This window comes from Desulfocicer niacini (assembly GCF_054657595.1).
Map to the genome: position 1 here is coordinate 1 of NZ_BAAHYK010000014.1, position 23,904 is coordinate 23,904.

At 48.5% G+C, this 23,904-nt stretch carries 16 protein-coding genes and 1 riboswitch; of the genes, 6 read left to right on the top strand and 10 right to left on the bottom strand.

Features of this window, described 5'->3' with window-relative positions:
* Window positions 1-132: 132 nt before the first annotated feature.
* Window positions 133-2,535 carry a hypothetical protein gene (locus tag ACYQ2M_RS09170; protein ID WP_459916034.1) on the bottom strand — a complete coding sequence of 801 codons (2,403 nt, stop codon included), beginning with the start codon at window positions 2,533-2,535 and terminating at the stop codon, window positions 133-135.
* Between the two features lie 84 nt (window positions 2,536-2,619).
* Complete coding sequence (locus ACYQ2M_RS09175) at window positions 2,620-3,054, bottom strand: TraR/DksA family transcriptional regulator (protein WP_459916035.1); 435 nt, start codon at window positions 3,052-3,054, stop codon at window positions 2,620-2,622.
* 578 nt (window positions 3,055-3,632) lie between these two features.
* Between ACYQ2M_RS09175 and ACYQ2M_RS09180 the strand changes: the two genes are divergently transcribed.
* The 3 genes from ACYQ2M_RS09180 (at window position 3,633) to ACYQ2M_RS09190 (ending at window position 7,473) form a co-directional block, all read left to right on the top strand.
* Window positions 3,633-5,480, top strand: coding sequence for a GGDEF domain-containing protein (locus tag ACYQ2M_RS09180; protein ID WP_459916036.1), 1,848 nt, complete (start codon window positions 3,633-3,635; stop codon window positions 5,478-5,480).
* 155 nt (window positions 5,481-5,635) lie between these two features.
* Window positions 5,636-6,721 carry a 4Fe-4S dicluster domain-containing protein gene (locus ACYQ2M_RS09185; protein ID WP_459916037.1) on the top strand — a complete coding sequence of 362 codons (1,086 nt, stop codon included), beginning with the start codon at window positions 5,636-5,638 and terminating at the stop codon, window positions 6,719-6,721.
* Window positions 6,722-6,948: 227 nt separating this feature from the next.
* Window positions 6,949-7,473 (top strand): PadR family transcriptional regulator, encoded by a 525-nt coding sequence (locus ACYQ2M_RS09190; protein WP_459916038.1) that lies wholly within the window; start codon window positions 6,949-6,951, stop codon window positions 7,471-7,473.
* A 46-nt stretch (window positions 7,474-7,519) separates the two neighbouring features.
* Here the strand turns inward: ACYQ2M_RS09190 and ACYQ2M_RS09195 are convergent, their stop codons facing one another.
* The 5 genes from ACYQ2M_RS09195 to ACYQ2M_RS09215 all read right to left on the bottom strand — a co-directional run bounded on the left by ACYQ2M_RS09195 (window position 7,520) and on the right by ACYQ2M_RS09215 (window position 16,080).
* Window positions 7,520-8,314: an ABC transporter ATP-binding protein gene (locus ACYQ2M_RS09195; RefSeq protein WP_459916039.1), complete on the bottom strand. Its 795-nt coding sequence runs from the start codon at window positions 8,312-8,314 to the stop codon at window positions 7,520-7,522.
* A complete protein-coding gene (locus ACYQ2M_RS09200; protein ID WP_459916040.1) occupies window positions 8,311-9,321 on the bottom strand; it encodes a FecCD family ABC transporter permease in 1,011 nt (336 codons plus the stop codon). Before ACYQ2M_RS09200 ends, ACYQ2M_RS09195 begins: the two co-directional genes overlap by 4 nt.
* 1 nt (window position 9,322) lies before the next feature.
* The gene (locus tag ACYQ2M_RS09205; protein WP_459916041.1) at window positions 9,323-12,292 is read right to left on the bottom strand and encodes an adenosylcobinamide amidohydrolase; all 2,970 of its coding nucleotides are present in this window, start codon (window positions 12,290-12,292) and stop codon (window positions 9,323-9,325) included.
* Between the two features lie 201 nt (window positions 12,293-12,493).
* Entirely contained in the window at window positions 12,494-14,407 is a 1,914-nt protein-coding gene (locus ACYQ2M_RS09210) for a TonB-dependent receptor plug domain-containing protein (protein ID WP_459916042.1), read from the bottom strand.
* 303 nt (window positions 14,408-14,710) lie between these two features.
* Window positions 14,711-14,900, bottom strand: a riboswitch (cobalamin riboswitch).
* A 286-nt stretch (window positions 14,901-15,186) separates the two neighbouring features.
* On the bottom strand, window positions 15,187-16,080 hold the full coding sequence (locus tag ACYQ2M_RS09215) for an amidohydrolase family protein (RefSeq protein WP_459916043.1): 894 nt from the start codon (window positions 16,078-16,080) through the stop codon (window positions 15,187-15,189).
* A gap of 335 nt (window positions 16,081-16,415) precedes the next feature.
* On the opposite strand from ACYQ2M_RS09215, the gene ACYQ2M_RS09220 reads away from it, so the two are divergent.
* Genes ACYQ2M_RS09220 through ACYQ2M_RS09230 form a run of 3 tightly spaced genes read left to right on the top strand, consistent with a single transcriptional unit; the run spans window position 16,416 to window position 19,643 of the window.
* The gene (locus ACYQ2M_RS09220; protein ID WP_459916044.1) at window positions 16,416-17,495 is read left to right on the top strand and encodes an SGNH/GDSL hydrolase family protein; all 1,080 of its coding nucleotides are present in this window, start codon (window positions 16,416-16,418) and stop codon (window positions 17,493-17,495) included.
* A 31-nt stretch (window positions 17,496-17,526) separates the two neighbouring features.
* Window positions 17,527-19,026, top strand: a complete 1,500-nt coding sequence (locus tag ACYQ2M_RS09225; protein WP_459916045.1) for a HEAT repeat domain-containing protein — start codon at window positions 17,527-17,529, stop codon at window positions 19,024-19,026.
* Window positions 19,002-19,643 (top strand): CPBP family intramembrane glutamic endopeptidase, encoded by a 642-nt coding sequence (locus ACYQ2M_RS09230; protein WP_459916046.1) that lies wholly within the window; start codon window positions 19,002-19,004, stop codon window positions 19,641-19,643. The genes ACYQ2M_RS09225 and ACYQ2M_RS09230 overlap by 25 nt, the downstream gene beginning before the upstream one ends.
* Before the next feature lie 358 nt (window positions 19,644-20,001).
* Here the strand turns inward: ACYQ2M_RS09230 and ACYQ2M_RS09235 are convergent, their stop codons facing one another.
* The 3 genes from ACYQ2M_RS09235 to ACYQ2M_RS09245 all read right to left on the bottom strand — a co-directional run bounded on the left by ACYQ2M_RS09235 (window position 20,002) and on the right by ACYQ2M_RS09245 (window position 23,842).
* Complete coding sequence (locus ACYQ2M_RS09235) at window positions 20,002-21,573, bottom strand: long-chain-fatty-acid--CoA ligase (protein WP_459916047.1); 1,572 nt, start codon at window positions 21,571-21,573, stop codon at window positions 20,002-20,004.
* Window positions 21,574-21,674: 101 nt separating this feature from the next.
* Window positions 21,675-22,454: an ethanolamine ammonia-lyase subunit EutC gene (gene eutC, locus ACYQ2M_RS09240; protein WP_459916048.1), complete on the bottom strand. Its 780-nt coding sequence runs from the start codon at window positions 22,452-22,454 to the stop codon at window positions 21,675-21,677.
* Window positions 22,454-23,842, bottom strand: coding sequence for an ethanolamine ammonia-lyase subunit EutB (locus ACYQ2M_RS09245; protein WP_459916049.1), 1,389 nt, complete (start codon window positions 23,840-23,842; stop codon window positions 22,454-22,456). The genes eutC and ACYQ2M_RS09245 overlap by 1 nt, the downstream gene beginning before the upstream one ends.
* Between the last annotated feature and the right edge of the window lie 62 nt (window positions 23,843-23,904).

Consider the following 23,904-nt stretch of genomic DNA (forward strand, 5'->3'; position numbering starts at 1 on the left):
TGCCATTTTCTATCTTCGTTGTGGCAGGTGCTTACTACCATGTGGGTTTATATGAAAGAGTAGAGAAGGCTAACCTTCTTTCATGCTTCGTTGCGGGCGGACCAAGGTCAGAATACGGTCCGCCCGTGGCGGTTATACATGGGGTCTGCAGGTCCGGGTTTCCCTGTCCACGTATAAAATGATAAGGTGAATTAATTTTTTGAGCTGTTCCATGGACATGGTCTCTTCTAAAAAAGGCGTTTTGACGGATGTGATGAAATTCATGAGATCTTCGCCGTCAAGAATATTGTTAATGGCCTCCCGGCAGGCTGGATCACGGGATCCAGCCCAGAGATCCAGACGGCTGAAGGATTCCTGAACAAGATTGATCCCCTGTTCCATGTGTTTTTTACGCAGGGTTTCAATGTAATATTTTTCTGCCTTGCGATTAAAGTCTTCTCCCTTGTGAGCCATGGGGGATTTGTTTTTTTCATGGGATAGAATCCCGGTTATCAGACGTCCGCTCGATGAAAAAACCTCTGGGGAATTAAGGCGGGCCTTAAGATCGGATATTACGCATTTCATTCGCTGCTGGATCACAATTTCACGGCCGTCGGATTGGATTATTTCTATCAAAGTTTTAAGGTACTCCGTGCGCAGAACCCTTATATAACCGGGGTATCGCCTGCTGGAACGGGTCTTGGGTACCTTTGATATGATTTTTTTTAAAAACCGGTTGCCGGTATTGACCTTGACATAAAAGGTGGGAAGATTAACGGCACTGCCGAAAAAAATCTGGCGGCGTTCGCTTTCCACATGGGGAGTGTCGGGGATATCGGCATGGGTTATTTCCCCTGAAACAATATAGTGCCAGGCAAGGGTGGTGATGAGGTTCTGGAGATCCAGTGCCCCGGCCATGTCTGTGATGATGTTCTCAAAAATGCTGTGGTATCTATGCTCAAACCCGCTGAAACCCATGTCAGAAAATGAGCGGATACGCACCAGCTGGTAAAGGGGCATGCGGGTATCAAAGATTCCCATCTGGGATAGATCTTTTTTAAGCCTGTCACCGTTTCCCATGGTGCCGTCAAGGCAGGGGATTTCATGGGTGCTCATAAGGGAAACAAAATAGTCTATGAGCCGGTAATCGGGAATAAAATCTCCCTTCAGGCAGAAGATTCTGCCGATGAGCCGATCCAGCCACACCGGTCCAAAGGGGGTTACCGGCTTGCCCAGAATGCTGATGCTGGCTTTTTTTTTCCAGCGTCGCCATATCATTCGAAGATGGGTATAATCCATCTCGTGGGGAAGAAACCCCATAACCTGTTCCGGATGAAACTCTTCAAAGTTCAGCCGGCAGGGAGCTGAACTGTAAGTTCCTGGAAAAAGGGGGAGGAAGTGCTCAACAATTTTAATGACCAGATCCCCCAGCTGTTTCTCATGGAGGGAGGTAAAACCGGAATCTGGATTTTGAAGAAGACGGCCAAGCTTTTTGCTTCCCATGCTGATATGGGTTCCGTTATTGGCAAGGCTGATGTTGGAGCTGTTGGGAAGAATAACAAGATTGGTGTTTATTATACCGGCTTCCTTTAATTTGGGCAGGCTGTTTATGCGGCTGCGGCTCAGGACCTTGTGACACACCTTCATGTATTCGTGTTTTTCTTGGCCCCTATTCCAGCCTGAAAGACAGGGACTCATGAAAAGGTGGCGGTAAAAGGTGTCGGGGATAACGTCGTTAAGGGCTTTTTGCCACAGGGGAGGGGATGCCGAGAAAAACACCTTCACCGTCTGTCCATGGGCGCTGAGATAAAATTTTATCTGGGCGTACTGCACCAGCAGCTGGGTGAAAACGAAACGTATCAGGGTTTCCCGGGCCGTCAGGCTTCCTGCTCCCCGGGAAGAAATACCCTGTATGGGATAAAAGGAAAAAGTTTCAGGAGAGGTGTTGTCATTGAGGAAATGGCCCATCATTTTTTCGCCGGTGATGCGTATAAAGGGATGACGGCCCTGGTCTTCTCCCATGGCATCTGCCAGGGCAAGTTTTAACAGATAACTGACGGGGACACGGATGAATTTTTCTCCATCCCATTGGATTGTGAAGCTGTCGGCATCACTCCTGCGAACCGATCCGGGATCGGTCTTGTCCGATTTTAAATCTGATTGGAAAATGTGATGGGCATAGGTGTTGAGACTCTTGACGGGAAGTCTTACCCAGCTGCCGGCCCAGTTGTCTTTGCCAAGGGTCAGCAGCTCTTCAAGGACGTCAAGCATTTTACGGGGACTGTCGCCGGAAGCTGTGCGGCGGAGCATGTTCCTGTAAAAGCTTGACGCTTCAATGGCAATGGCAAGATCAACGTCCTGTTTTTTGCCCTGAACCATGGTCTGAAACTCATTTTCCACACCGGCTGTGACGTCCCGTGGTGAAAACGGCAGGGAGGCCGGATAATCGGTGTTGGATGGATTCTTGATTTCCAGTATTTTTATTAAATGCGTTAAATCCATGGAAGGTGTGCAGGATGGCTCCTGCTTTTCCAGGAATGTGGGACGGGCTGTCATGGACGATGATTCCTTTTTTTCAGGCTTTGATTGTTTGGGTCTTGTCACAACAAGGGCCACTTGGAGGTGAGAATTTGCCCTGAATCAGGCGCAGGGTTGATAGCAAAAGGCCTGAGAAAATCCCCCTGGCATTTCAAAGAGTTCAAGGGCTTCCACGGACATGCTTGCATAGGGAAGTATTTCCAGTCGTTCAAGACCAATGGGGCTTCCGGTGAGTTCACAATAGCCGAACTGACCTGTTTTCATGCGTTGCAATGCGCCATTGATCAGCTTGAGTTTCTGGTTATAGCGTTCATAATTACTGAGATTCCGCTCCATATCCATGTAGAAATCACTTTTATCGATCAGGTCGGCAGGGTTGGTTTTAAAGCATTTTATCCTGGCTTTTATTTTCAATGCCTTTTCCTGAAATTCAGTTTTCTGTTCCAGCAGTTTCTGCTTGAAGTAAAGTAACTGTCTCTGGTTCATGTAGGACTCTTTTTCCGTGGGACGATAGGTTGCAATTATTTCCTGGCTCATGTTTCATCTCCTTTGTTTCTTATTGAATTTGAATAAAAAAGATCAGGTTTGATGATCGGGGTTTAGGCATAACACAAGCCTGACCCCGCCGGCCCACCAAGCTGTCTGGTGAACCATGTTATGACCAATCCCCAACTTGAGGTAAAACGCCTGCCTGGGGATAATCTGTTGGACTGTCGCGGCAACAATAGCAGGGAAATGTTCGTGTTTTATTGGCGGTTTATTATTTATTGATTAATATCCGGCCATGGGCGGCATGGATTTTTTAGCTGCTCTTTCTTCTCCGGAGCCAACGTCTCATCATTGCCTAATAAAAAACTGATCATATTCTCATGTATGACAGGTAAAAGTTATTTGTACTTGATTTCAAGATAGACTTTTGTTTCAATTGTCAGATCAAATTCCTGTCAGCGGTATTTTGCCGCAGAATCGGTGTTCTCCGGCCCGGTATTTGTGATGGGCGATAGAGCATCGGATCAAGCCTGGTTTATGAATATCTGTAACCTGAAAAACGCAAGCCTCCCATGGGCGGATAAGCAAGGTGTCTTTCAGGTAAAATTTGAGGAAATGTTAATAATATGGGTAAGTTCATCAATGAAGAATGGTTAAATAGACTTTCAAGACTGGACTATGCATTCCAGCCGATAGTCAATATCCACACGGGTAATGCTTTTGGGTTTGAAGCCCTGCTCAGATGCTGGGAAGCTGGTGGATTTTCTTCCATAGGTGATGTGTTTGACACGGCCTACCGGAAAGGGGTGCTTCACCAGGTGGATCTCTTCCTCAGGAAAAAAGCCATTGTGAAATTTGCCCGCTTTAAAGGGAATCGCCATGTAAAATTGTTCTACAACCTGGATAACCGACTGTTTGATTCCAGGGATTATGCCCCGGGCAATACCATGGGGATGCTCAAGGAACACGGTTATTCCCATGACGAAATCTGTTTTGAAATATCAGAAAAGCACCCCTTTCACGATGGTATGGATGTACCCAGAACCTTCAGCGCCTATCGAAGGCAGGGCTATAAGATCGCGGTGGATGATTGCGGCATCGGATTTTCAGGACTTCAACTGCTCTACTATGCAGAACCAGATTATATAAAGATTGACCGTTTTTTTATACAGAACATGGGTAATGATCCCAAAAAACGCCTGGTGGTTTCCACCATTGTCAATTTTGCCCATTTCATGGGAAGTCTTGTGCTGGCAGAAGGTGTGGAAACTGTTGACGAGTATAACCAGTGCAAGGAGATCGGCTGTGACATGATCCAGGGATATTTTGTTGAGCATCCCCAGCTGGGCCTTGACGAGTTAAAGATCCGTTATGATAAGATTGAAACCATAACCCGGGAGGAAAAGCGTAACGGTGCTTTCAAGGACAGATCCCTTATTGCCGGTGAGATCAGGTACATAAAACCTGTTTTTGCCGACAGCGATATCATTGGAGTCCTTGATTTGTTTAGAAAGGTGGAGCATGGGGGCTTTTTCCCGGTGGTGAACCGACACGAGGAGCCCGTGGGGGTTGTTTGCGAGAACGCTTTCAATGAGTATATTTTCTCCAAATTCGGACGGCAGCTGCTGGAAAATCCATCGTTCGGCAAGAATATTTCAAAGTTTACCAAAAAAATGCCCATTGCCGACATCCATTCTTCTGTGGAAAAACTCATTGAGATATATACCCAATGCAGTAACCACGAGGGGTTGATCATTGTGGATGATATGAAATATATCGGGGTCTTGAGCACCCAGGCCATGTTGAAAATCATCAACGAAAAAAACCTTACCCTTGCCAGAAACCAGAATCCGTTGACCAAACTGCCCGGGAATACCATGATCCACGAATTTTTCAGTAAAAGCCTTGCTGATTTTTCCTCCACCTATCATCTGGTCTATTTTGATTTTGATAATTTCAAGCCCTACAATGACAGGTACGGATTCAGAAGCGGTGACCGGTTGATACTGATGTTTGCGGATCTGCTGAGAAAATCCCAGTTTTCAGACAAGCGTTTCGTGGGACATGTGGGGGGCGATGATTTTTTCATGGGGCTGCAAAATATGGATCGCTGCCAGGTGGAGGCTGAGATGGCCCTGCTTGCCCGTCGTTTTAAAAAAAATGCGGAAAGTTTTTATGACAAGGAGACCATGGAAAAAGGATTCATGGTGGCAAAGGACAGGGAGGGGATTCTTAAAAAAATTGATTTGATTACCGTTTCCGTTGCCATTCTGGAACTTCCTCGACATAGCTGCCGTCACTGTTCCATCGAAAAGGCCGGTAATATTATCGCCAGTCTGAAAAAAAAGGCCAAGCAGTGTAAAAAAGGCATTGTCAGCGCCGATATCATGGTTTATCTCAAAGGGGAAACACAGGAGCCACGGCCTGTGGAAACGGTGATGCGTTATGAATTGCGCGCCATGAGTGGTCTATAATCTGATTTTGCGCCTTGATCATACCCAATTATTTGCTGTGTTACCAGGACGACACGAGCGCTAAATGGAAAAAACAGATTGACACAAAGGATCTCTTTTTATATGTGGTTATATATCAAATTGATATATAACTATATGAATTAAAGGAGCGTATTATGGCAGCTGAAATTTATCAGCGTCTTCGGGAACAGATGGACCAATACTCAACTGGATTTCCGGCAAGCGACTCGGGGGTGGAGATTAAAATCCTGGAAAAAATTTACACTGAGACGGATGCTGAGATGTATCTGGAGCTTTCCATGCTGCTTGAATCCCCGGAGTCCTTAGCTCAACGAACAGGTCAATCGCCCATAGAGACTGCGGAGAAACTCGAAGATATGGCACAAAGGGGGCTTCTCTTCCGCCATGTAAAAGAGGGGAAGAAAAGATACTCGGCCATTCCTTTTGTCATCGGTTCCTATGAGTTTCAGCTGGGACGGATGGACAAAGAGCTGGCGGAGCTGACCAATTCCTATATGGAAGAGATTTTCCTCAAGAAAATGGGCAACAATGTGGTTCCCCTGAGAACCATTCCGGTGGGCAAGTCCATTGATGTGGTCCATAAGGTGGCGGCCTACGAAGATGCAAAAGCCATTGTTAAAAGAAAGAAAAAAATTGCCGTGGCCAATTGTATCTGCCGTACCCAGCAGGGTCTTTTGGACAAGGGGTGCGGCAAACCCCTGGAAGTTTGCCTTATGTTCGGTTCCCATGCAGATTACTATGTTGAAAACAAAATGGGGCGTTTCATAGACCACGAAGAGGCCTGTGAGATTTTGGATCAATGCGAGGAGGCTGGGCTTGTGAACCAGCCAGCCAACATGGTCAATCCGGGGGGGATGTGTAATTGCTGCGGAGACTGCTGCGGTGTGCTGCGGGCCTTGAACTTGCTTCCCAACCCGGGAGAACTGGTATACAACAGGTACTGGGCCGTTGTTGATGAAGAGGCGTGTACGGCCTGTGAGACCTGCCTGGATCGCTGCCAGATGGGTGCCATTGAGATAGGGGTAAATGATGTTGCCGTGATAGACCAGGCCCGGTGCATCGGATGTGGCCTTTGCGTCACCACCTGTCCCGCAGATGTCATTCGTCTGGAGGAAAAAGCCAAAGATCTTCAGGTGGCTCCTCCAGCCAGCGGCCAGGAACTCATGACCATCACCGCAGAAAAAAGGGGGACCTCTTTGATTCCGCTTAAAATGCAGTAAAAAAAATAAGGAATAGGGGGCTTAATTACATAATGGACCATCCGCCACAGGCTATGTGGTATTAGAGGTTGCATTCTTTAGCAGGCTATTTGCTTTTGTCAAAGGTCTGTGTTTAAAGATAAATTTCAACAAAAGCGTAAAGAACGCAAGCCTGAGCTCACCCCAAAGTGGCCTAAATTGTGCCCCCTCACCAATAACAGGCAGACGTATTCTGATTCGAGGATGGTATGGTTGAGATGATGCTGCTCGGGTTTCTAATGGATGGCGAGAAGACCGGGTATGAAATCAAAAAGTATATGGAAAACAGCACCCACTATTTTTTTAACACCGGGTTCAGCAGCATCTACCCCAAGTTTAAAAAATTAGAAAAGGATGGCCGGGTCAATGTCAGTCAGCGAATCAAGAATGGTAAACTAAATAAGATTTACACCATTACAGATTCGGGGAGGGTGCTGTTCCGGCAGTGGCTGGAATTACCCCCCCGGATCGGTCGAATCAAGGATGAGGCATTGCTCAAGGTCTTTTTTTATGATTACCTTGAAAAGGAGCAGATCCAGGAGCAACTGACGGTTTACAACAAAGAGATTAAAGAGCAGTTGCAGGCCATCAATGAGATCAAAGATCGTGTCAGTCAATGCAATGTTGAGCCATGGAAGCGAACCACCCTGGAATTCGGTATCCGGTATTATACTTTCATGGAAGAAAGCTTCAATGATATGCTCGATAAACTTAAGAATAACAGCACTTCTTGACCTGAAAAGTCGGGGATCCTTCTAAGTTCTCAAGAAACCTGGCCTTTCACCCATCCAGCAGAATAAAAGGCTTACCAGACCGGGGATGCCGATCCACAATCACCGGTGTCTTATAAACCGTTTCAATGTATTCCTTGGTAATAACCCTTTCAGGGGAGCCAGTACAGAACACCTCCCCGGCCTTGCCATTCAACAGGATCAACCGATGGGCATACTCACTTGCCAGATTCAAATCATGGAGCACCATGATCACCGACAGGTTAAACTGCTGGTTCAGCCGCCGAATCTGATTTAAAATCACCGCCTGGTGGGTGATGTCCAGATGGGAGGTGGGTTCATCAAGCAAAAGCAGGTCCGGCTCCTGCACCAAGGCTCTGGCAATGGCCGCCAGCTGCTGCTGTCCTCCGCTGATGGCATCCATGGATTTTTCTTCAAGATGGGCGATGCCAAGCAGTTCAAGGGTTTCCTTTACCTTGTCAATGTCTGCTTTGCGTTCAAAAAACTGGTAGCGTTTAAAATAGGGCAAGCGTCCCATGAGTACATAGGCCGACACCGTCATGGGGGGCATGTCAATGGTCTGGGAGACCCGGGCCACGGTTCTGGCAATGCAGGCACGGGAAAGATGGCGTATCTCTTCCCCCTTGATGAAAATTTTACCCTGCCGGGGTTTCAGTACCCCGCAAAGCGTCTTTAAAAGGGTGGTTTTCCCCGATCCGTTGGGGCCGATGATGCTGATGATCTCACCCTTTTGTGCCTCAAAACAGATATTCTTGAGCACCGGGGCTTTTCCATATCCGCAGTAAAGATGGTCCGCCGTTAAAATGGCTGTCTGGTCATTCATGATGTGGCTCGCTTTCGGGTCAACACATAAATAAACACCACCCCGCCAATGATGCCGGTGATTACCCCCACGGGCAATTCCAGGGGAGAGATGATGGTGCGGGCAATGACATCGCACAACGTGAGAAAAGAGGCCCCTGCCAGAAATGACCCCAACAGCAGAATGCGATGGTCCGACCCCACGGTCATACGCATGAAATGGGGAACAATGAGTCCTGCAAACATGATAATCCCCCCCACGGACACGCTGAGCCCGGTGAGGATGGAGGCGGTGACAAACAGCACCTTTTTGGACCGTTCAATGTTAATGCCAAGGTTCATGGCCTCCTCTTCACCCAGGGACAGGGCATTTAAGTCCAGACAGAAAAAAAGCGAGATCACAAGGCCTGTAAGGGAGCCAAAGCAGCAGATTTTAATCAAGGTCAGGTTAGTTTCATCCAGGGACCCCATGATCCAGAACACAATGGTCTGCAACTCATCACTTTTGGACACGGCCATGAGCAGCATCACAAGGGAGGAGCACACAAAACTGATCATCACCCCGGTGAGCAGCATGGTATCGGTCTTGACCATGCCGGTCTTGATGCTGATGAGATACACCAGTGTGATCACGGTCAGTGCCCCGAAAAATCCCGACAGGGGATAGGCAATGATGCCGATGATCACATGCCATTTAAAGAGGATGTTCAGACACACCCCAAGGGAGGCACCGCCGGAGATGCCAAGGGTGTAGGGTTCCACCAGGGGATTTCTGAAAAGCCCCTGCAAGATGGCTCCGGCAAGACTCAAGGCCCCGCCTGTGGCAATGCCTAAAAGGATGCGGGGCATGCGGATTTTAAATAAAATATTGTAATCGGTGGTTCCCCGGCCATGGAAAATAATGCCGGGGACGTCCTTGATGCCAATACCGGCACTGCCCGTGCAAAGGGCCAGGGCACACACTAAGAACAGTAGTATCACCAGAAACACAAGTACCCAGGCCCAGGTGATGAATCGGGAGCGTCCCATATTATCCCTTAAGATCCAGTGATGGGTAAAGCAGCCGGGTGATTTCTCTTACGCCCCTGGTAAAGATCAGGGGGGTGGGGCTGCAGATGATTTCGGAGTCCAGCAGATGGATGGCATTATTTTTAACGGCCCCCATGGTGCCAAAGGCCATCCATTGCTGTTTTTCCGTGATACCGGCGGATTTGCTGGACCCCATGGTGGAGATGAGAATGACATCTGGATTTTTCTTTACCACCTTTTCCCGGCTGTACACCCCGGAGTTTTCATGGGCCGCAATGTTGATGCCCCCGGAAAGTCGGATGAACTCATTGACAAAGGTGTCTTCATTGGCCGTGTGCAGCGGTTTAATACCAATCTGGATGAACACTTTTCTGGGGGGCAGGTCTGCGATGAGCGCCTGGATATCTGCCAGTTCTGACTGGGCCTTTGAGATAATTTTTTCTGCTTTATCAGATGCACCGAGGAGGTGACCCAATCGTCGGGTGTTGGCGCAGATCTCTTCAAAGGTTTTGGGATTTTTAAAGGGTTCCACCTTGATATTAAACTGTTTTAATATGCGGATCTGCTTTTCTTTGGTAAACTGGCTTGCCAGTACCAGGTCAGGCTTCAGGCTGATAATTTTTTCCACATTGACCTGGATGAGGGAGCCGATCTTCTCCTTGGGTTCGGCACCGGGGGGATCATCACAATACGTGGTGTCGGCCAGCAGTCGGTCTCCGGCTCCCAACAGATAGATGGTTTTTGTCAGTACCGGGCCAAGTGAGATGATACGCCGGGGCAAGGGGAGAAGTCGGGGCTGTGTCGTTGTGAATTTTGCCTTTTCCTCATTTTTTATCGGGGACGGTGGCACTACCCCCGGCGCTTCTTTTGCTGGGGTGACAGCGGCTTTCCCATGGGTGACCTCCGTTGACGTGACAGCCGGGTTGCTGGCGGTATATTCAGTTTCATCAGGTCCCGGGGAAAGGTCATGCAGGGTGGCAATGCCTGTCATCAGCGCATTAAAGGCAAGGCCCAGGGGCTCTGGCAAAGATCGGGTGGATGAAAAATCTGTCAGCACATCAACGGGGGCCGTTGCAATGTCCCTGGCCACGCTTAATACCTGGGAGGAAAAGGCAGACAAATCTTTTAACTGTCCCCGCTCCATGGCATCACAAAGGGCAAAGGCCTGTTCCACCACACCGGCATACCGGGGCATCAGCAGCAGTCGTTCCAGTTCCAATGCCATGGTGCTGTCCTTGGTTCTGCTGCATTGACACTGGGAACTTTTTGCCAAGCCATGAAGGGATATCCCCCGTTCCTGGAGTCGCTGGAATACATTGCGCTGGGCGACAATGCCATTTTGAAGAAATACCGCCTGTTTAACCCCGTCATACACGGCTTTGGCGATGAGTTCTCCCAGTTTGGTGTGTCCACCAGATCCCTCAATGGGAGCACCTTCTCCCTGGACCACAATGATGTTGTCAGTGCCCGTACCCGTTGCCTGGAGATGCAGGGGATCGTCTGTGGCTCTGATATCCAGATCCGCCATGGCCGCAGTTTTGCCTTCGGTGACACAGATCATGGCCCTGCTCATGGCCCGGTGGGAGAGCTTTCGGTTGCTCATGATAATAATGTTGATGGTACCGGGATCATAATAAAACCCCGTGGACCGCGAGGCCCGCTGGGCATTGGAACAGACCCCGGCGGTTACAACGGCTGTCACCTTCATTTCTTTATAGTTTTTTTGGGTCACCGTTAGATGGTCCATGTCGGCACCTGTCATGAGAAGGGCCGAGGTGGCAGGGTTTCTTTTAACGGTGGAGAGAATGCGGGCCGCCATCTCATTTGTTTTTAATGTGTGGGCCATGTTCCAGGCCGGGGGCGACAGGTAGTGATTGGCCACGGTGGTAATGCCGGTTTTAAATCCTTCCAGGGTGGACAGCACCGACTGGGGCGTTTTGAAATCTATGACCAGGGTTTTTTGTTTGAAATCGGCCAGGCGGGTGGTGACCCGTTGACTGTCCTTTACAAGGTTCAGGGCAATGGGAATGGGTTCTGTTTTAAGAATCTCATCGGGGAAGACCTGATTGTTTGGCTGGAAGAACTCGTCTTTATAAATGGTGGCGGCCAGCCACTTGACAAAATACCCAGCGTAGGAGGATATCCTGCATGTATATTCACAGGGAAAATAAATAATGTTCTTCTGCTTGACGGCATCCACATCCTTCCAGCCGTCCTGGTCAAAGTATCGTTGTGCAGCTTTTTTATCGTCGCCACATCCAAAGATCAGCTGGGGGTTAAACGCCTGCCACTGGTCAAGGCTTATTTCTGTTACCAGACCATCGCCCTGGGGTGCCATGGGAATACCGCCTGCCCGGATCACCAGTTGGTTTAAGAAGGCGTTGGCTGTGGGGGTCATCACCGTGTCCCGCCCCATGAGGCGGAAGACCCGTTTTCGTTTAAGGTCCTTTAATTTAGCAAGTTTTGCCGCAATGACGGCAAGGTCGTCTTCAATGTCCGCAAGAATGGCATTGCCCTGTTGGACTTTATCAAAAATATCGGCCAGGATTTCAATGTTTTTCATGCCCTGGTCATAGGAGGTGGTGTCGAGACACACGGTTTTAATGTTCAGGGTCTCCAGTTGATCAATGGTTTTTTGCTGGAAACTTGACACAAACACCACATCGGGATTCAGCGCTGCGATTTTATGAATATCCGGTGATGAAAATCCCCCCACAATGGGTTTGTCGTTTTTCTGACGGGGCAGGGTGCTGTGGTAGGTTACCCCGGCAAGGGCATTGGCGGCTCCCAGGTTACAGATCACCTCGGTGGTGGAGGGGACAATTGATACGGCCCGCACCGGCGGGGAATCAAAATAAATCTGTCTGCCCCGGGTGTCGGTGATATCTACACCTGCCGATGCCCATGTAACCATCATTGTCAGTACCATGGCAGTGGCCTGGAATACTGTCATGGAAAAATTCTTTTTCATTTATAAGTTCCTATTGCACTTAATTCTCGGACTTGATTCTATCTTCGTTCATCTCGATCACTCAGCGGTGTTATGACTGGGGGATCAGTCTTGTGTCACCTGATCCCACCCCAGTTATGGCAGACGTTGGTATTAATCTTCAATAACACAAAGGACTTGGTCACAACATGGCCACTTTGGGGTGGGCGCAGGTCCGTTGGGCTAGTAGGTCAGCTTTAACCCGGCATAGGCAGATACACCGCCGGTGGCATAACTGAAGGCCTCTTCATAAAATTCATCAAAGAGATTGTCCACCCGGCCAAACAGCTGGACATGGGGGGTCATCTCCCAGGAGGCTGCCAGATTCACCAGGGTATAGGCATCCAGCGTGCCCACGGCATTGCCGTCTTTGTCATTGGCATAGGGAGAGGCTTTTCGTTCATCCACCCATCTGATATCCAGGTTCAGCATTCCTTTGTCCAGGAACATATAACGGGTGTTCAGGGAAATTTTGTTTTCCGGACGGCGAACAAGGGTTTCTCCATCGGGATCTTCGGTGTCCGTGTAGGTGTAGTTGAGCATGAATCCCAGAGTGTCCAGGGGGTCCCAGCCGGCAAACAATTCTATACCTTTGGTTTTTGTTGTGCCTTCTACCTGATCATAGGTCCAGGTGGCCATGTCAAAATCAATGCGGTTGTCATAGTCCATGGAGAACCAGGTGATACCCATTTTGGCTGTGCCGTTGAGAAATTGTTGTTCAATCCCCACGTCCCAGCCCTGGCTCTTTTCGGCATCAAGTTTGTCATTGCCATAACTTGGATCATAAAGTTCATAAAGGGAGGGGGCTCTGAAACCTGTGCCGTAGCTTGCCTTTAACGTTGTTCCTGTGCCAGCCATGGTGTAGGAAGGTGCCACCCGCCAAGTGGCTTTGTTGCCAAAGGTTTCATGGTCATCCAGTCTTACACCGGCGATAATGACAAGGTTTTCAACGTTCATGAATTGATCCTGAAGCCAGTAACTTTTGGTGTCGGCACTTTTTTCTTTGAATTTTGAGCCATAGGTACCGAAGGATTCTGATTTCATGCTTTCATCAAGATAGGATGCCCCAACGGACAGTACATGGGCATTAAAATTAAGATCTCCCTGCCATGAAAAGGTGTCGGTGTCACCATCATAGGTGGACGTTTTCTGCCCATTTTCATAGTAGTCTCTGTCCTGACGGCTCATCTGCCAGAACAGTGTGGAATCAAGCAGGTTGTTAAAAAATTTATTGTTGATATTAATTTTGCCAAAGGTCTGGGTGGATTCTGTGTTGGCGTCTCCATCCTCGGCATAGCCCGCCCAGTTGTAGGCATCGGTGTCCCCGTCAGAATCAATGTATCGTGCCAGTGCGCTGATGCTGAAGGTGTCGGTGATATCGACTCCCACATTAGCTGACAACGTGGTGTTTTCATATGCGTCGTCTTCGTCGGTGCTTTCTCCCCGAGCTATAGCGCTGTTGTCATCATTGGCAATGGAGTAACCGTCTATCCGGGTTTTAGATGCAGACAGGGCGAAATTTATTTTGTCGGTGGCACCGGCGGCATTGACACCTGTCTTCCATGTGCCGTGGGAACCGCCCTCAATTTTCACCGAACCCGTGGGGGTTTTCTTTCCCTTTTTGGTGATGATGTTGATGACACCGGCGGTGGCATTGCTGCCGTACATGACGCTCATGGCACCTCGGATCACTTCAATCTGTTGGATGTTATCCACATTGATGTTGCCAAGATCGGCCCCTCTGTTGGACCCGGACACATCATTTAACATGATGCCATCAATCAGGATCAGGGTGTTCTTGGAATCGGCACCCCTTGTGAACACCGTGGTTGCGGTGCCGGGTCCGCCGTTGGAAATGACATCAATGCCGGGAATGCCTCGGAGAAGGTCTCCCACACTGTTTTGCTGTTTTGCCTCAATCTCTTCGGATGTGATAACTGTGACGCTGTTGCCGCCGATTTTATCCAGCGAAATTTCTGTGCGGGTGGCGGTGATCACCATTTCGCCCATGTCCGTGGTGGTTTCATCGGCTAATGCCGTGTGACTCATTGCCAGAAACAGCAGAGAACCTGCCAAGTAAATGATTTTGCGTTTCATCTTTGTTTTTGCCCCTTTAAAACATTGTTTGGGATTGATCTCAAGCCTGAATCCGTTTGACCGCCAATTGTGACGGGTGGGCAATCTTGTGATCAAAACCCATTTTTTGATATGTATATGACCGGTGATGGTGTGTTCGGACTTCTTTCTGGAAGTCGGTATGAAGCACCCGTCATGGCGTATACAGATAAATGGTCTGTGATTTGGGGCATGAAACAACAAAAGCCCCAAACCGATTCGTTATCGATCAAGGGCTTCCCTTTTTGTCCTTATGATCTTTGATGGAAAGCGTTACCGTGACATCCCATCTTATGCAATCAGGCAGGTCTTCTGACTTAAGGATCATCCTACTTGTCAGGCCTTCCCATGGTGTTCCACAGTGACTTTCTCTGACTTTCGTCCCCCTTTTACAGCGGCGGGCCCGTTCCGGATTTTAACCGGATTCCCTTTTACCCGTGAATTTATGACGGGTACCTGATTAGTTTGCTAAAATATCAGTTTGGGCAGGCGGTGTCAAACTAAATAAAAATGGTAATTATTCGGTCAACACCCCATTTTCACCTGTTTTACTCGATGTTCAAGTTTTTTTTGCCGATTTTGCGAGAACGGTTTCAGGCTTGTGTTATTGGCGTTATCGACCAAGGCCGGGGCGACCCCGAAAGGCTTGGCCATAACACAAGCCTGAACCCTCCCCGTTATAGCATTTGTATGTCACGCAGTCCCGAACATGCGAATAAGGGGCACTGTCCAAACATGTACAATACCAACCCCAATATTTACTAAAAATGGGGTTGGACCTGAAAGAATTCAGCTCCATTTCCCCAGCAGATTTTTTCCAGAGAGTTCTGTGAAAGATCGGTTGCCTGAATCACTTTAACCTCTCTATCCCAGGCATAGGGTATGTTGGGAAAATCAGACCCGTACATGATTCTGTCTGATCTGTATTGATTGAGAGGTACGGTCTCTTTAATGGGAAAGTAATTGGTGATGGCCATGGCAGTATCCAGCCAGAGTGTGTCATATTTTTCTATCAGTGTTTTGTAAGCAAATATCTCATCAAATCCCAGGTGGGGGACACAGATCTTGAGACCCGGGAAATTTTTTAACACGGTTTCAAGCTTGTCAACATTGCACAGTTCATAGGGATCGCACTTGTATGCCGGACTTTTGGGTTCTCTGCTGACGTGCATAACCATGGGTTTCTGATGCTTCAGACAGCACTCATACACCCGATTCATGTCAGGGCTGTTCATGTCAAAACATTGCACATGGGCGTGGAGTTTTACCCCTTTAAGACCAAGGTCAAAGGCCTCCTGCAGGATGATTTCGGCATTTACCTCACCGGGAAACACCGTGGCAAGACCCGTGATTTTTCCGGGAAATTCGCGACATTTTGCAGCCATGTACTGGTTCAGAAATCTTGCCATGCCGGGTTTGTGAGCGTATTGCATGGCTATAATGTGACCAACACCCCGGGAGAGTAGAAATTTAAGCAGTTCAGAACTGGTCATCTGATACCGGATTCGCCATGCATGGGTACCAAACCATTTCCACACCGCCGAGAAAATCTGTCTCGGAAAAATATGCACATGGGTGTCCATGAGGGGGGGAAGTTTTTTGGGGAGTGTATTGTCCTCCTTATCATCCATTACAGGTAAACTTGTATTCAGCATTTTAGCTCCTCTGAAAAATGGGGACAGACCACGTTTTTTTCATCTTAAAAAGCCCGAAATTTGGAATAGTCAAATTGGGAATAAATTAATAGGGGGGACAGACCACGTTTGTCTACCTTAAAAGGTGTGAAATTGGCAATGTTTTTACTGGAAATAAATAACGGTTTGATAAAAATGTGGTGTGTCCCCTATTTGTTTTATGCTTGATGTTGTTTATTGAAGTATTTCAAACATCATGATAGTTCTGTTCTTGAAAATTCAATGCATATATTACATAGTTCTTTTGATCCGTCAAAATATTGAAAGAAAAACATTACATTTAAAGGAGTGTGACAATGGTTAAATGGAATCAGCAGATGAAAAGAGTTTTCTTGACTGTTTGTGTACTTGTTGCCTTTGCGATGGCGTTTTCCACTTCTGCCCACGCGCGAACTTACGAAAATATAGTTGCCTTTGGTGACAGCCTGACCGATCATAATGGATTGTCGTCTTACGTGGGTGTGTATGATCCAGATACCAATCCAAATGGTGCACCGGAAGTGTGGTCCAATGGTGACGTGTGGGTGGAGTACCTTGCAGCGAACTGGGGGGCAAATCTTGACAATAATGCCATTGGTGGTGCCATGTCACTGGGCCATGAAAATGCTGATATTCAGGCCCTGTCCGACAGTGGAACCTTTCCCCAGCTGGGTCTTGTGGGGCAGGTGGATCTTTTTGTTTCCACCGATCCTCAGTTTGACGGAGAAGAGACGTTATTCACCGTATGGATTGGTGGAAATGATTTTTTGGAATTCGGCAAGGGAGAATCCTACACTGCAGATCCTGAAGTGTTAATAGCTAATATAGTAAACAATATTTCAGATGTTGTTATTTCTCTTTACTCCGAGGGTGCAGTAAATTTTTTGATCCTCAATTTGCCGGATTTGGGAAAATTGCCGGCTTACAGCTTAAAAAGTGAAGCGGAAATTGCGGCAGTAACCGCTTTGATTCAGACCTATAATACGGCTCTTGCAGCCACGGTTGACTCCCTTGAGGCGAACTTGTCAGGCATCTCAATCGATTTGTTTGATTCCTTTGCCTTTTTTACAGAACTTATCGATACCAATGCGTTTACTAATGTGACTGGGACCTATATGGAGTTGGATTCCGAAGGAAACAGGACCGGTAATGTGAATGGAGATGCCGATGATTACATGTTCTGGGACAGCATTCACCCCACGACACGGACACATGAAATGCTTGCAGATGAACTGAGCGAAACCCTTTATCCCGAAGAAAAAAATGATAATAATTCTTCTTGTTTTATCAATTCAGTACAGGCGGACGTGCCTGGGTCTGCAGTCCCACAGATCATGCTTGTTGTTTTTCTGTTTTTTGCTGCAATTACCTGCATTGCATTGAAACAAAGGAATTAAATTTCTGCAAAAGGTGCTGCCATTGATTTCCATGAAAAAAGGCCTGTCAACACCGTTGGTTTTGTTATCAGGCCTTTTTACGGCGCAGGTGGGGTTCATGCTCCTGGTGTACGTATCCAATCATGAGCTCCTGGCCGCTCTGAAAGCGATCCATGGAACAGTGCCAGTATATTTTACCATTCCTGCAGGCAATGCTGTAACTCGCCTTGGAACGTTATCCACAGCCTTCAATGGCGGTCTTTTCTTTACATTTACCCTGGGGGCCGGCCTGAGTGCCATCGCGTTTTTCTTTGGGTGGCTATGGCACCATCTCTTTGGTCGCAATAAAACCATTTTGTGTATTGCTTTTCTCTGCTGGGCGGAATGTGTTGTCATGCTTAATTATAATGGCCCCCAGCTTATCATCAGTGGAACGTTACTTCTGATTTTTTGTGTCGTCTTTTTTCTCACTGTGGTACGTCGCCCGCCCAGTCCTCAATATCGTTACCCAAAAGGCCTTTTGATTCACATTCTTCTGGTATTTCTTTCAGTGGGTCTCATGGGATCTTTTGGAAAAAATATCGCCTTCAGCAATTTCAGGGATAGCTTTTTGTTGTCCAATTCTGCGGGCATAATGATCAATGATTTTTATTACAGATACACCCTCCATGCAGCCCGGGTATTTAAACCCCTTCACCGGCGGAACGTGAATACTTGTTTTATTGATACTGGAGGGGACCATGCCCTGGGCAGAAGCATTGAGAAAATCTTGGTGAATGCTGATTTTTTCCCTGTGACTCCGGGTATCCAGGCGGACCTGGCTGTGATAAAAGTCGGACAGCACCTGTGGTTAAGCCATGGGGGGAAAAAAATACTGCAATGCGGAACTGGGGTTTTTTTAAAAAGATCATCGGCCCTGTTAAAACAATTCTCTTTTAAAACCGATGGCTATATTCGATTTCGGCAGATGATTTATTGGGGTCTGGTGGCGGGGTTGCCCGTTTTTATGTATCTTTTTTCTGCTTTGTTGCTGCAGAGTTTTTTGGGAAAAATGGGCTGCTCTGAAAACTGGATCGTGATAGGGGTTCCTGCTTTCATTATTTTTTTTGCCCTTGCGCTGTCGGGTTTTCTGGCCTTCGAGTCACGCATTTCCCCGCACGTGGAGCAAAATCCCGTTCATTACCTTGCCTCGCCCCATGTGCGAGAACGTATCGGTGCGTTAAAGGTTGTTTGCAGGAAAAAAATAGATATTTCTGAGGTTCAGGTCGGCGGGGCCTTGGTGAAAACTTGCCATGTGGCCGAGCGATATTGGGCAGCCCGGGCACTTTCGTATTCCCGGGGGGAAGGGGTAAAAAAACGTCTTTTATGCCTGCTGGAGGACTCCCAGCCCAATGTGGTGTGCCAGGCATTATACGCCCTGGGAAAAAGAGGGGACAAACGAGATCTGCACAAGGTTATTCATAAAATAACGACTTCGGATCACTGGTATATTCAATGGTATGGGTATCGGGCGGTGAAGCAACTGGGATGGAAACAGGGCGCATTGAATTAAAAACAATGGTTATGGTTGTCATGACCATTGTGGTGCTGGAATCCGGGGGGGGGACGCTTCTGTCTTTTTTTCCCCAGATTCCGGGTCTGGTGATGTTGACAGGTCTTCGAATTCTTGAAATTGTCTCTCTTGTTCTGGCTGTCCATGTTTTCGGACAGGGCCTTTTTTCCGTGGGCCTGGCCAGAGAACAGTTGACAGCTGGACTCTTTCTGGGGCTCAGGTGGTCGCTGATCTTTGGTGCTGTTGCATTGGCAGGTGGGGCTTTGCTGCTGCTGGCGGGAGTCAATTTTTTTGTGCTGCTTCATGTCCCCCTGCCGGAAACGGTGGGGGCACGGGTTCTTTTTTTTATCACAGGCGGTCTCATAGGGCCATTGGCTGAAGAGCTTTTTTTTCGGGGTGTTCTCTATGGCTTTTTCAGGCAATGCGGTGTCTGGATTGCCTTGGGTATAACAACGTGCCTATTTGTTCTGATGCATTCTCCGGGTGCTGCCGTTCCCGTGCCCCAGATTGTCGGCAGTGTTGTTTTTACACTGGCATATGAAAAAAAAGGAGCTCTTGCGGCATCTGTAACCATTCATTGCCTGGGTAATCTTGCTCTGTTTGCGATTTCACTATAACCGCCACGGGCGGATCGCATTCTGATCCGGCTCTGTCCACAACAAAGCTTGAAATACTCATCGGTTCAGCGGTGTATTTCATATAAACGGTAATGTCCTGTCGGACACAACGAATATAGAAGATGGCATTTTGCCGCTCCCCCCGAGGGGCAATGGGCCCGGGCCGGAACCGTTGACGGCTCAATTGCCCCTCGGGGGAGCTCTGCTGAGGCAACCTTGAAGGTTTTCTTTTCATATAAAAACGGTCATGTCGGGGATGCCGACACAATAAAAAAATGGGGACAGACCAAGTGTTTTTCAATTTAAAAACCTGATCTGTCCCTATTTTAAGGGGTTGTTGATAACAATTTTATGACAATTATCCCTCAGAAGCCATCTCAACCCGCAAATCTTTTTTCAGAATTTTGCCGGTGGCAGTCATGGGTAGGGTTTCCCTCAGGCGGACCATGCGGGGATATTTATAGGCGGCCATCTGCTCCTTTGACCACTCAATGATTTCGTTTTCAGTGATCTTGGAGCCCTGCACGGGAACCACATAGGCGACGATTTCTTCACCATGGCTTTCATGGGGTACCCCCACGACAGAGACCAGAGAAACGTCAGGATGGGTTAAGAGTACCTCTTCGATTTCCCGGGGATAAACATTGTACCCGCCCCGGATGATCATATCTTTCACCCGGTCCACGATATAAAAATATCCATCCTCATCTTTTTTGCCCAAGTCACCGGAATGAAACCAGGTGGTGCCGTCAAAAGCCTTGGCCGTGGCATCGGGCTTGTTGTAATACCCTTTCATTACATTGTGGCCCCGGATAACCACTTCGCCCACCTCTTCGGGGGGCAGCGGGTTGTTATTCTTATCAAAAATATCCACCTCCACCCCCCAGATGGGGGTGCCCACGGAACCAGGTTTTCGCTCTTTGGTCAGATGGATAAAGGTGGCAACCGGGCAGGTTTCCGACAGACCATAGCCTTCGAGGATGGGCAGTTTATATCTTTTTTCAATTCCTTTGATGATTTCAAGGGGCAGAGGCGAGGCCCCGCAAACCCCCAGCCTCAGGGTGTCTACTATTTTGTCAAAGTCAAATTTGCCTTCCTTGTCTTCAAAATTGAGCAATGCCCAGTACATGGTGGGCACCCCCACAAAAATGCTGGCACCTTCATTTTCAATGGCGGCCAGCACGGCATCGGGCATGAACTTTGGAATCATGACAAGGGTGTTGCCAGTGGAAAATCCAGCATTCATCTGGCAGGTCTGGCCAAAGGAATGGAACAGGGGCAGCACAAGGGCATGGACATCGTCGGGAACCAGCTGAAACAGGTGGCGGGAGCCAATGGCATTCATGGTCATATTGGAATGGGAAAGTTCTGCCCCCTTGGGAAAACCCGTTGTTCCAGAGGTATAGAGGATAACGGCGGTGTCGTCCGGACTGGTGGTTTCCATGTCACAGATTTCAGATGACTCGGCGATGAGCTGACCCAATGTCATGGTGCCTTCAATGGGAGACGGGGCAGCCGGATCTGCCGTGATAACAATAAATTCCTCACAGTCATCAGCCTCATTGAACCCGGCAAACCCGTATTCAGCCATGGGCAATTCCGGTGTCCCCTCAAAGCAGATGTAGGTCTTGGCATCGCTGTCTTTGAGGTGATAGGCAATTTCTCTTCCTTTCAACAGAACATTCAAGGGCACCACCACAGCGCCTATTTTTAAAATACCATAATAAACCATTGGAAAATAAGGTAAATTGAGGCAACTCAAGGCGACTTTATCTCCTTTTTGAACGCCTCTTTTCTTTAATGCATTGGCGATTTTGTTGACCATGGCCAATGTCTGTGAAAAGGTGTAGCTTTTGTCCTGAAAAACAATGGCTTTTTTGTCGGGAAATTCCTTGGCACTGTGCTCAAACGTACTGACGAGATTCAGCATTAACGCCTCCTTGAATGAGAGATTTTGATGGAGAATTACCTTTGGTTGTTTCCGCTTTGACATAATTTAAATTTAATCAATAGCTCATAACCCAGATAGAGTCAATTGAAAACGCAGAGGGGGGGGGGACAGCCCAGGGTTTCTTTGAGGCGCACACCGGAAAGACCCAGTTTAAAGGCACCGGATACCAGGTTTTGAAGCCGCAGAGCCGCTTCTTCATGACTTAAGCCGCCCTGGCGGATATTGGATATACAGTTCCGTTGGGCATCGGTCCTTCCCTTTTTCGGTGAATATGTTAGATAGATGCCCATGCTGTCCGATGCGCTCAGGCCTGGCCGTTCTCCGATCAGAATAATACTCAACCGGACATTCAGGATCTCCCCAATTTCATCCGATAGGGCCACCCGAGCCTGGGATGCGATGACCACCGGCGCACAGCTCAATTCACGGATGGATGTTAGAGACAGGAACTTGTCGAGAAAGACAATGGCGTTGTTATGAATAGCACGGGTGGACAGGCCGTCGGCAATCACGATGCCAAGATCAAATCCCGGCGGGGCAGGGCAGGGCACGGTTTCTAACATTTTCCTTGATCCCTGGTCCAGCTGCCGACCAAGATCCGGCCGCTGCAGGTAGACAGTCCGGTCCGTGGCCGCACTGCAGACCTTTATTGACGGTATTTTCCGGGCATCCAGCAGCATTTTTATCTTTTGTGCATCAAAGGGGAGATGCACGGCATCCCGGGCCCGGGCGTGGTCCAGATCAAACTTGAGAATCTGCCGGGTTGCAATGCTTGATCCGGCCCGCTCCAATGCGATGCGGGCCGGAGTCAGTTGGTTTAAGCGGTTCAGTTCCCCCAGGGTTTTCAGTGATTTTTCCATTATTGCATCTCCTTCAGGCAGTCAAGCAAGGGTGCGCTGTGATTATCTGCTTTAAGCCGGTGCCTTTCATGGTGAAGGCCCATGTTTTTCAACCAAGTTTCAAATTCAGGGGCACATCGCACCCCCATTACTTGTCTCAGGTAATTGGCATCGTGGAAGGAGGTACTTTGGTAGTTGAGCATGATGTCATCGGCCCCGGGAACGCCCATGATGAAATTGACTCCTGCCACACCAAGCAGGGTCAGCAGGTTGTCCATGTCATTTTGATCGGCCTCGGCGTGGTTGGTGTAGCAGATATCACAGCCCATGGGAAGCCCCAACAGTTTTCCACAGAAATGATCTTCAAGACCTGCCCGGATGATCTGTTTTCCGTCGTAGAGATATTCAGGCCCAATAAATCCCACCACGGTATTCACGAGGAGGGGCTTGTATTGCCTGGCAACGGCATAGGTCCGTGCTTCCAGGGTCTGCTGATCGACCCCATGGCTTGCGTTGGCCGAAAGGGCGCTTCCCTGTCCGGTTTCAAAATACATGACATTGTTGCCGATGGTTCCCCGCTTCAGGGAAAGTGCTGCCTGCCTTGCTTCCTTTAAGAGATTCAAGCTGATGCCGAAGCCATCGTTGGCTTTTTGTGTGCCAGCAATGGATTGAAAGACGATGTCCACCGGGCTGTTGTTCGCCATCATGGCCATGGCAGTGGTGATGTGGGTGAGAACACAGGATTGGACCGGCATATCATAGCGTTGACGCATATCATCCAGCATCTGCAGAATGATGGTGGCGGATTGAATGTCATCGGAGGCAGGGTTGATCCCGATGACGGCGTCGCCGATGCCGTTGAGCAGGCCGTCTAGAGTGGAGGCCACCACGCCCCTGGGGTCATCCGTGGGATGGTTGGGCTGCAGGCGGGTTGAAAAATGGCCTTTTAAACCGATGGTGGTCCTGAATCGGGTGACAGTTTCAATCTTTTGAGCAACCAGAATCAGATCCTGATTGCGCATGATTTTGGACACCGCCGCTGCCATTTCCGGTGTAATCCCGGGGGCAATGGATTTCAGCTGTTCTGCCCGGGTTTCATGGGAGAGCAACCAGTTGCGGAAATCGCCCACCGTCAGGCTGCTGACAGGTGAAAACGCTTCTGCGTCATGGGCGTCCAGAATCAGCCGAGTGACATCATCCGTCTCGTAGGGGATGAGGACTTCATTTAAAAATACCCTTAACGGCAGATCAGCCAATGCAAATTTGGCAGCAACCCGTTCTTCTTCTGAAACGGCACCACATCCTGCCAGCGCATCCCCTGATTTTAACGGGCTTGCCTTGGCCATCAGCTCTTTGAGATCACAAAAGCGGTAATTGTGGCTACCTATGGAAAATCGGTACTGGCTCATGGGTTCACCTGTATTTTTTTGTTAAAAAATAGGGGGCAGACCACGTTTTTTGAGCTCGAATA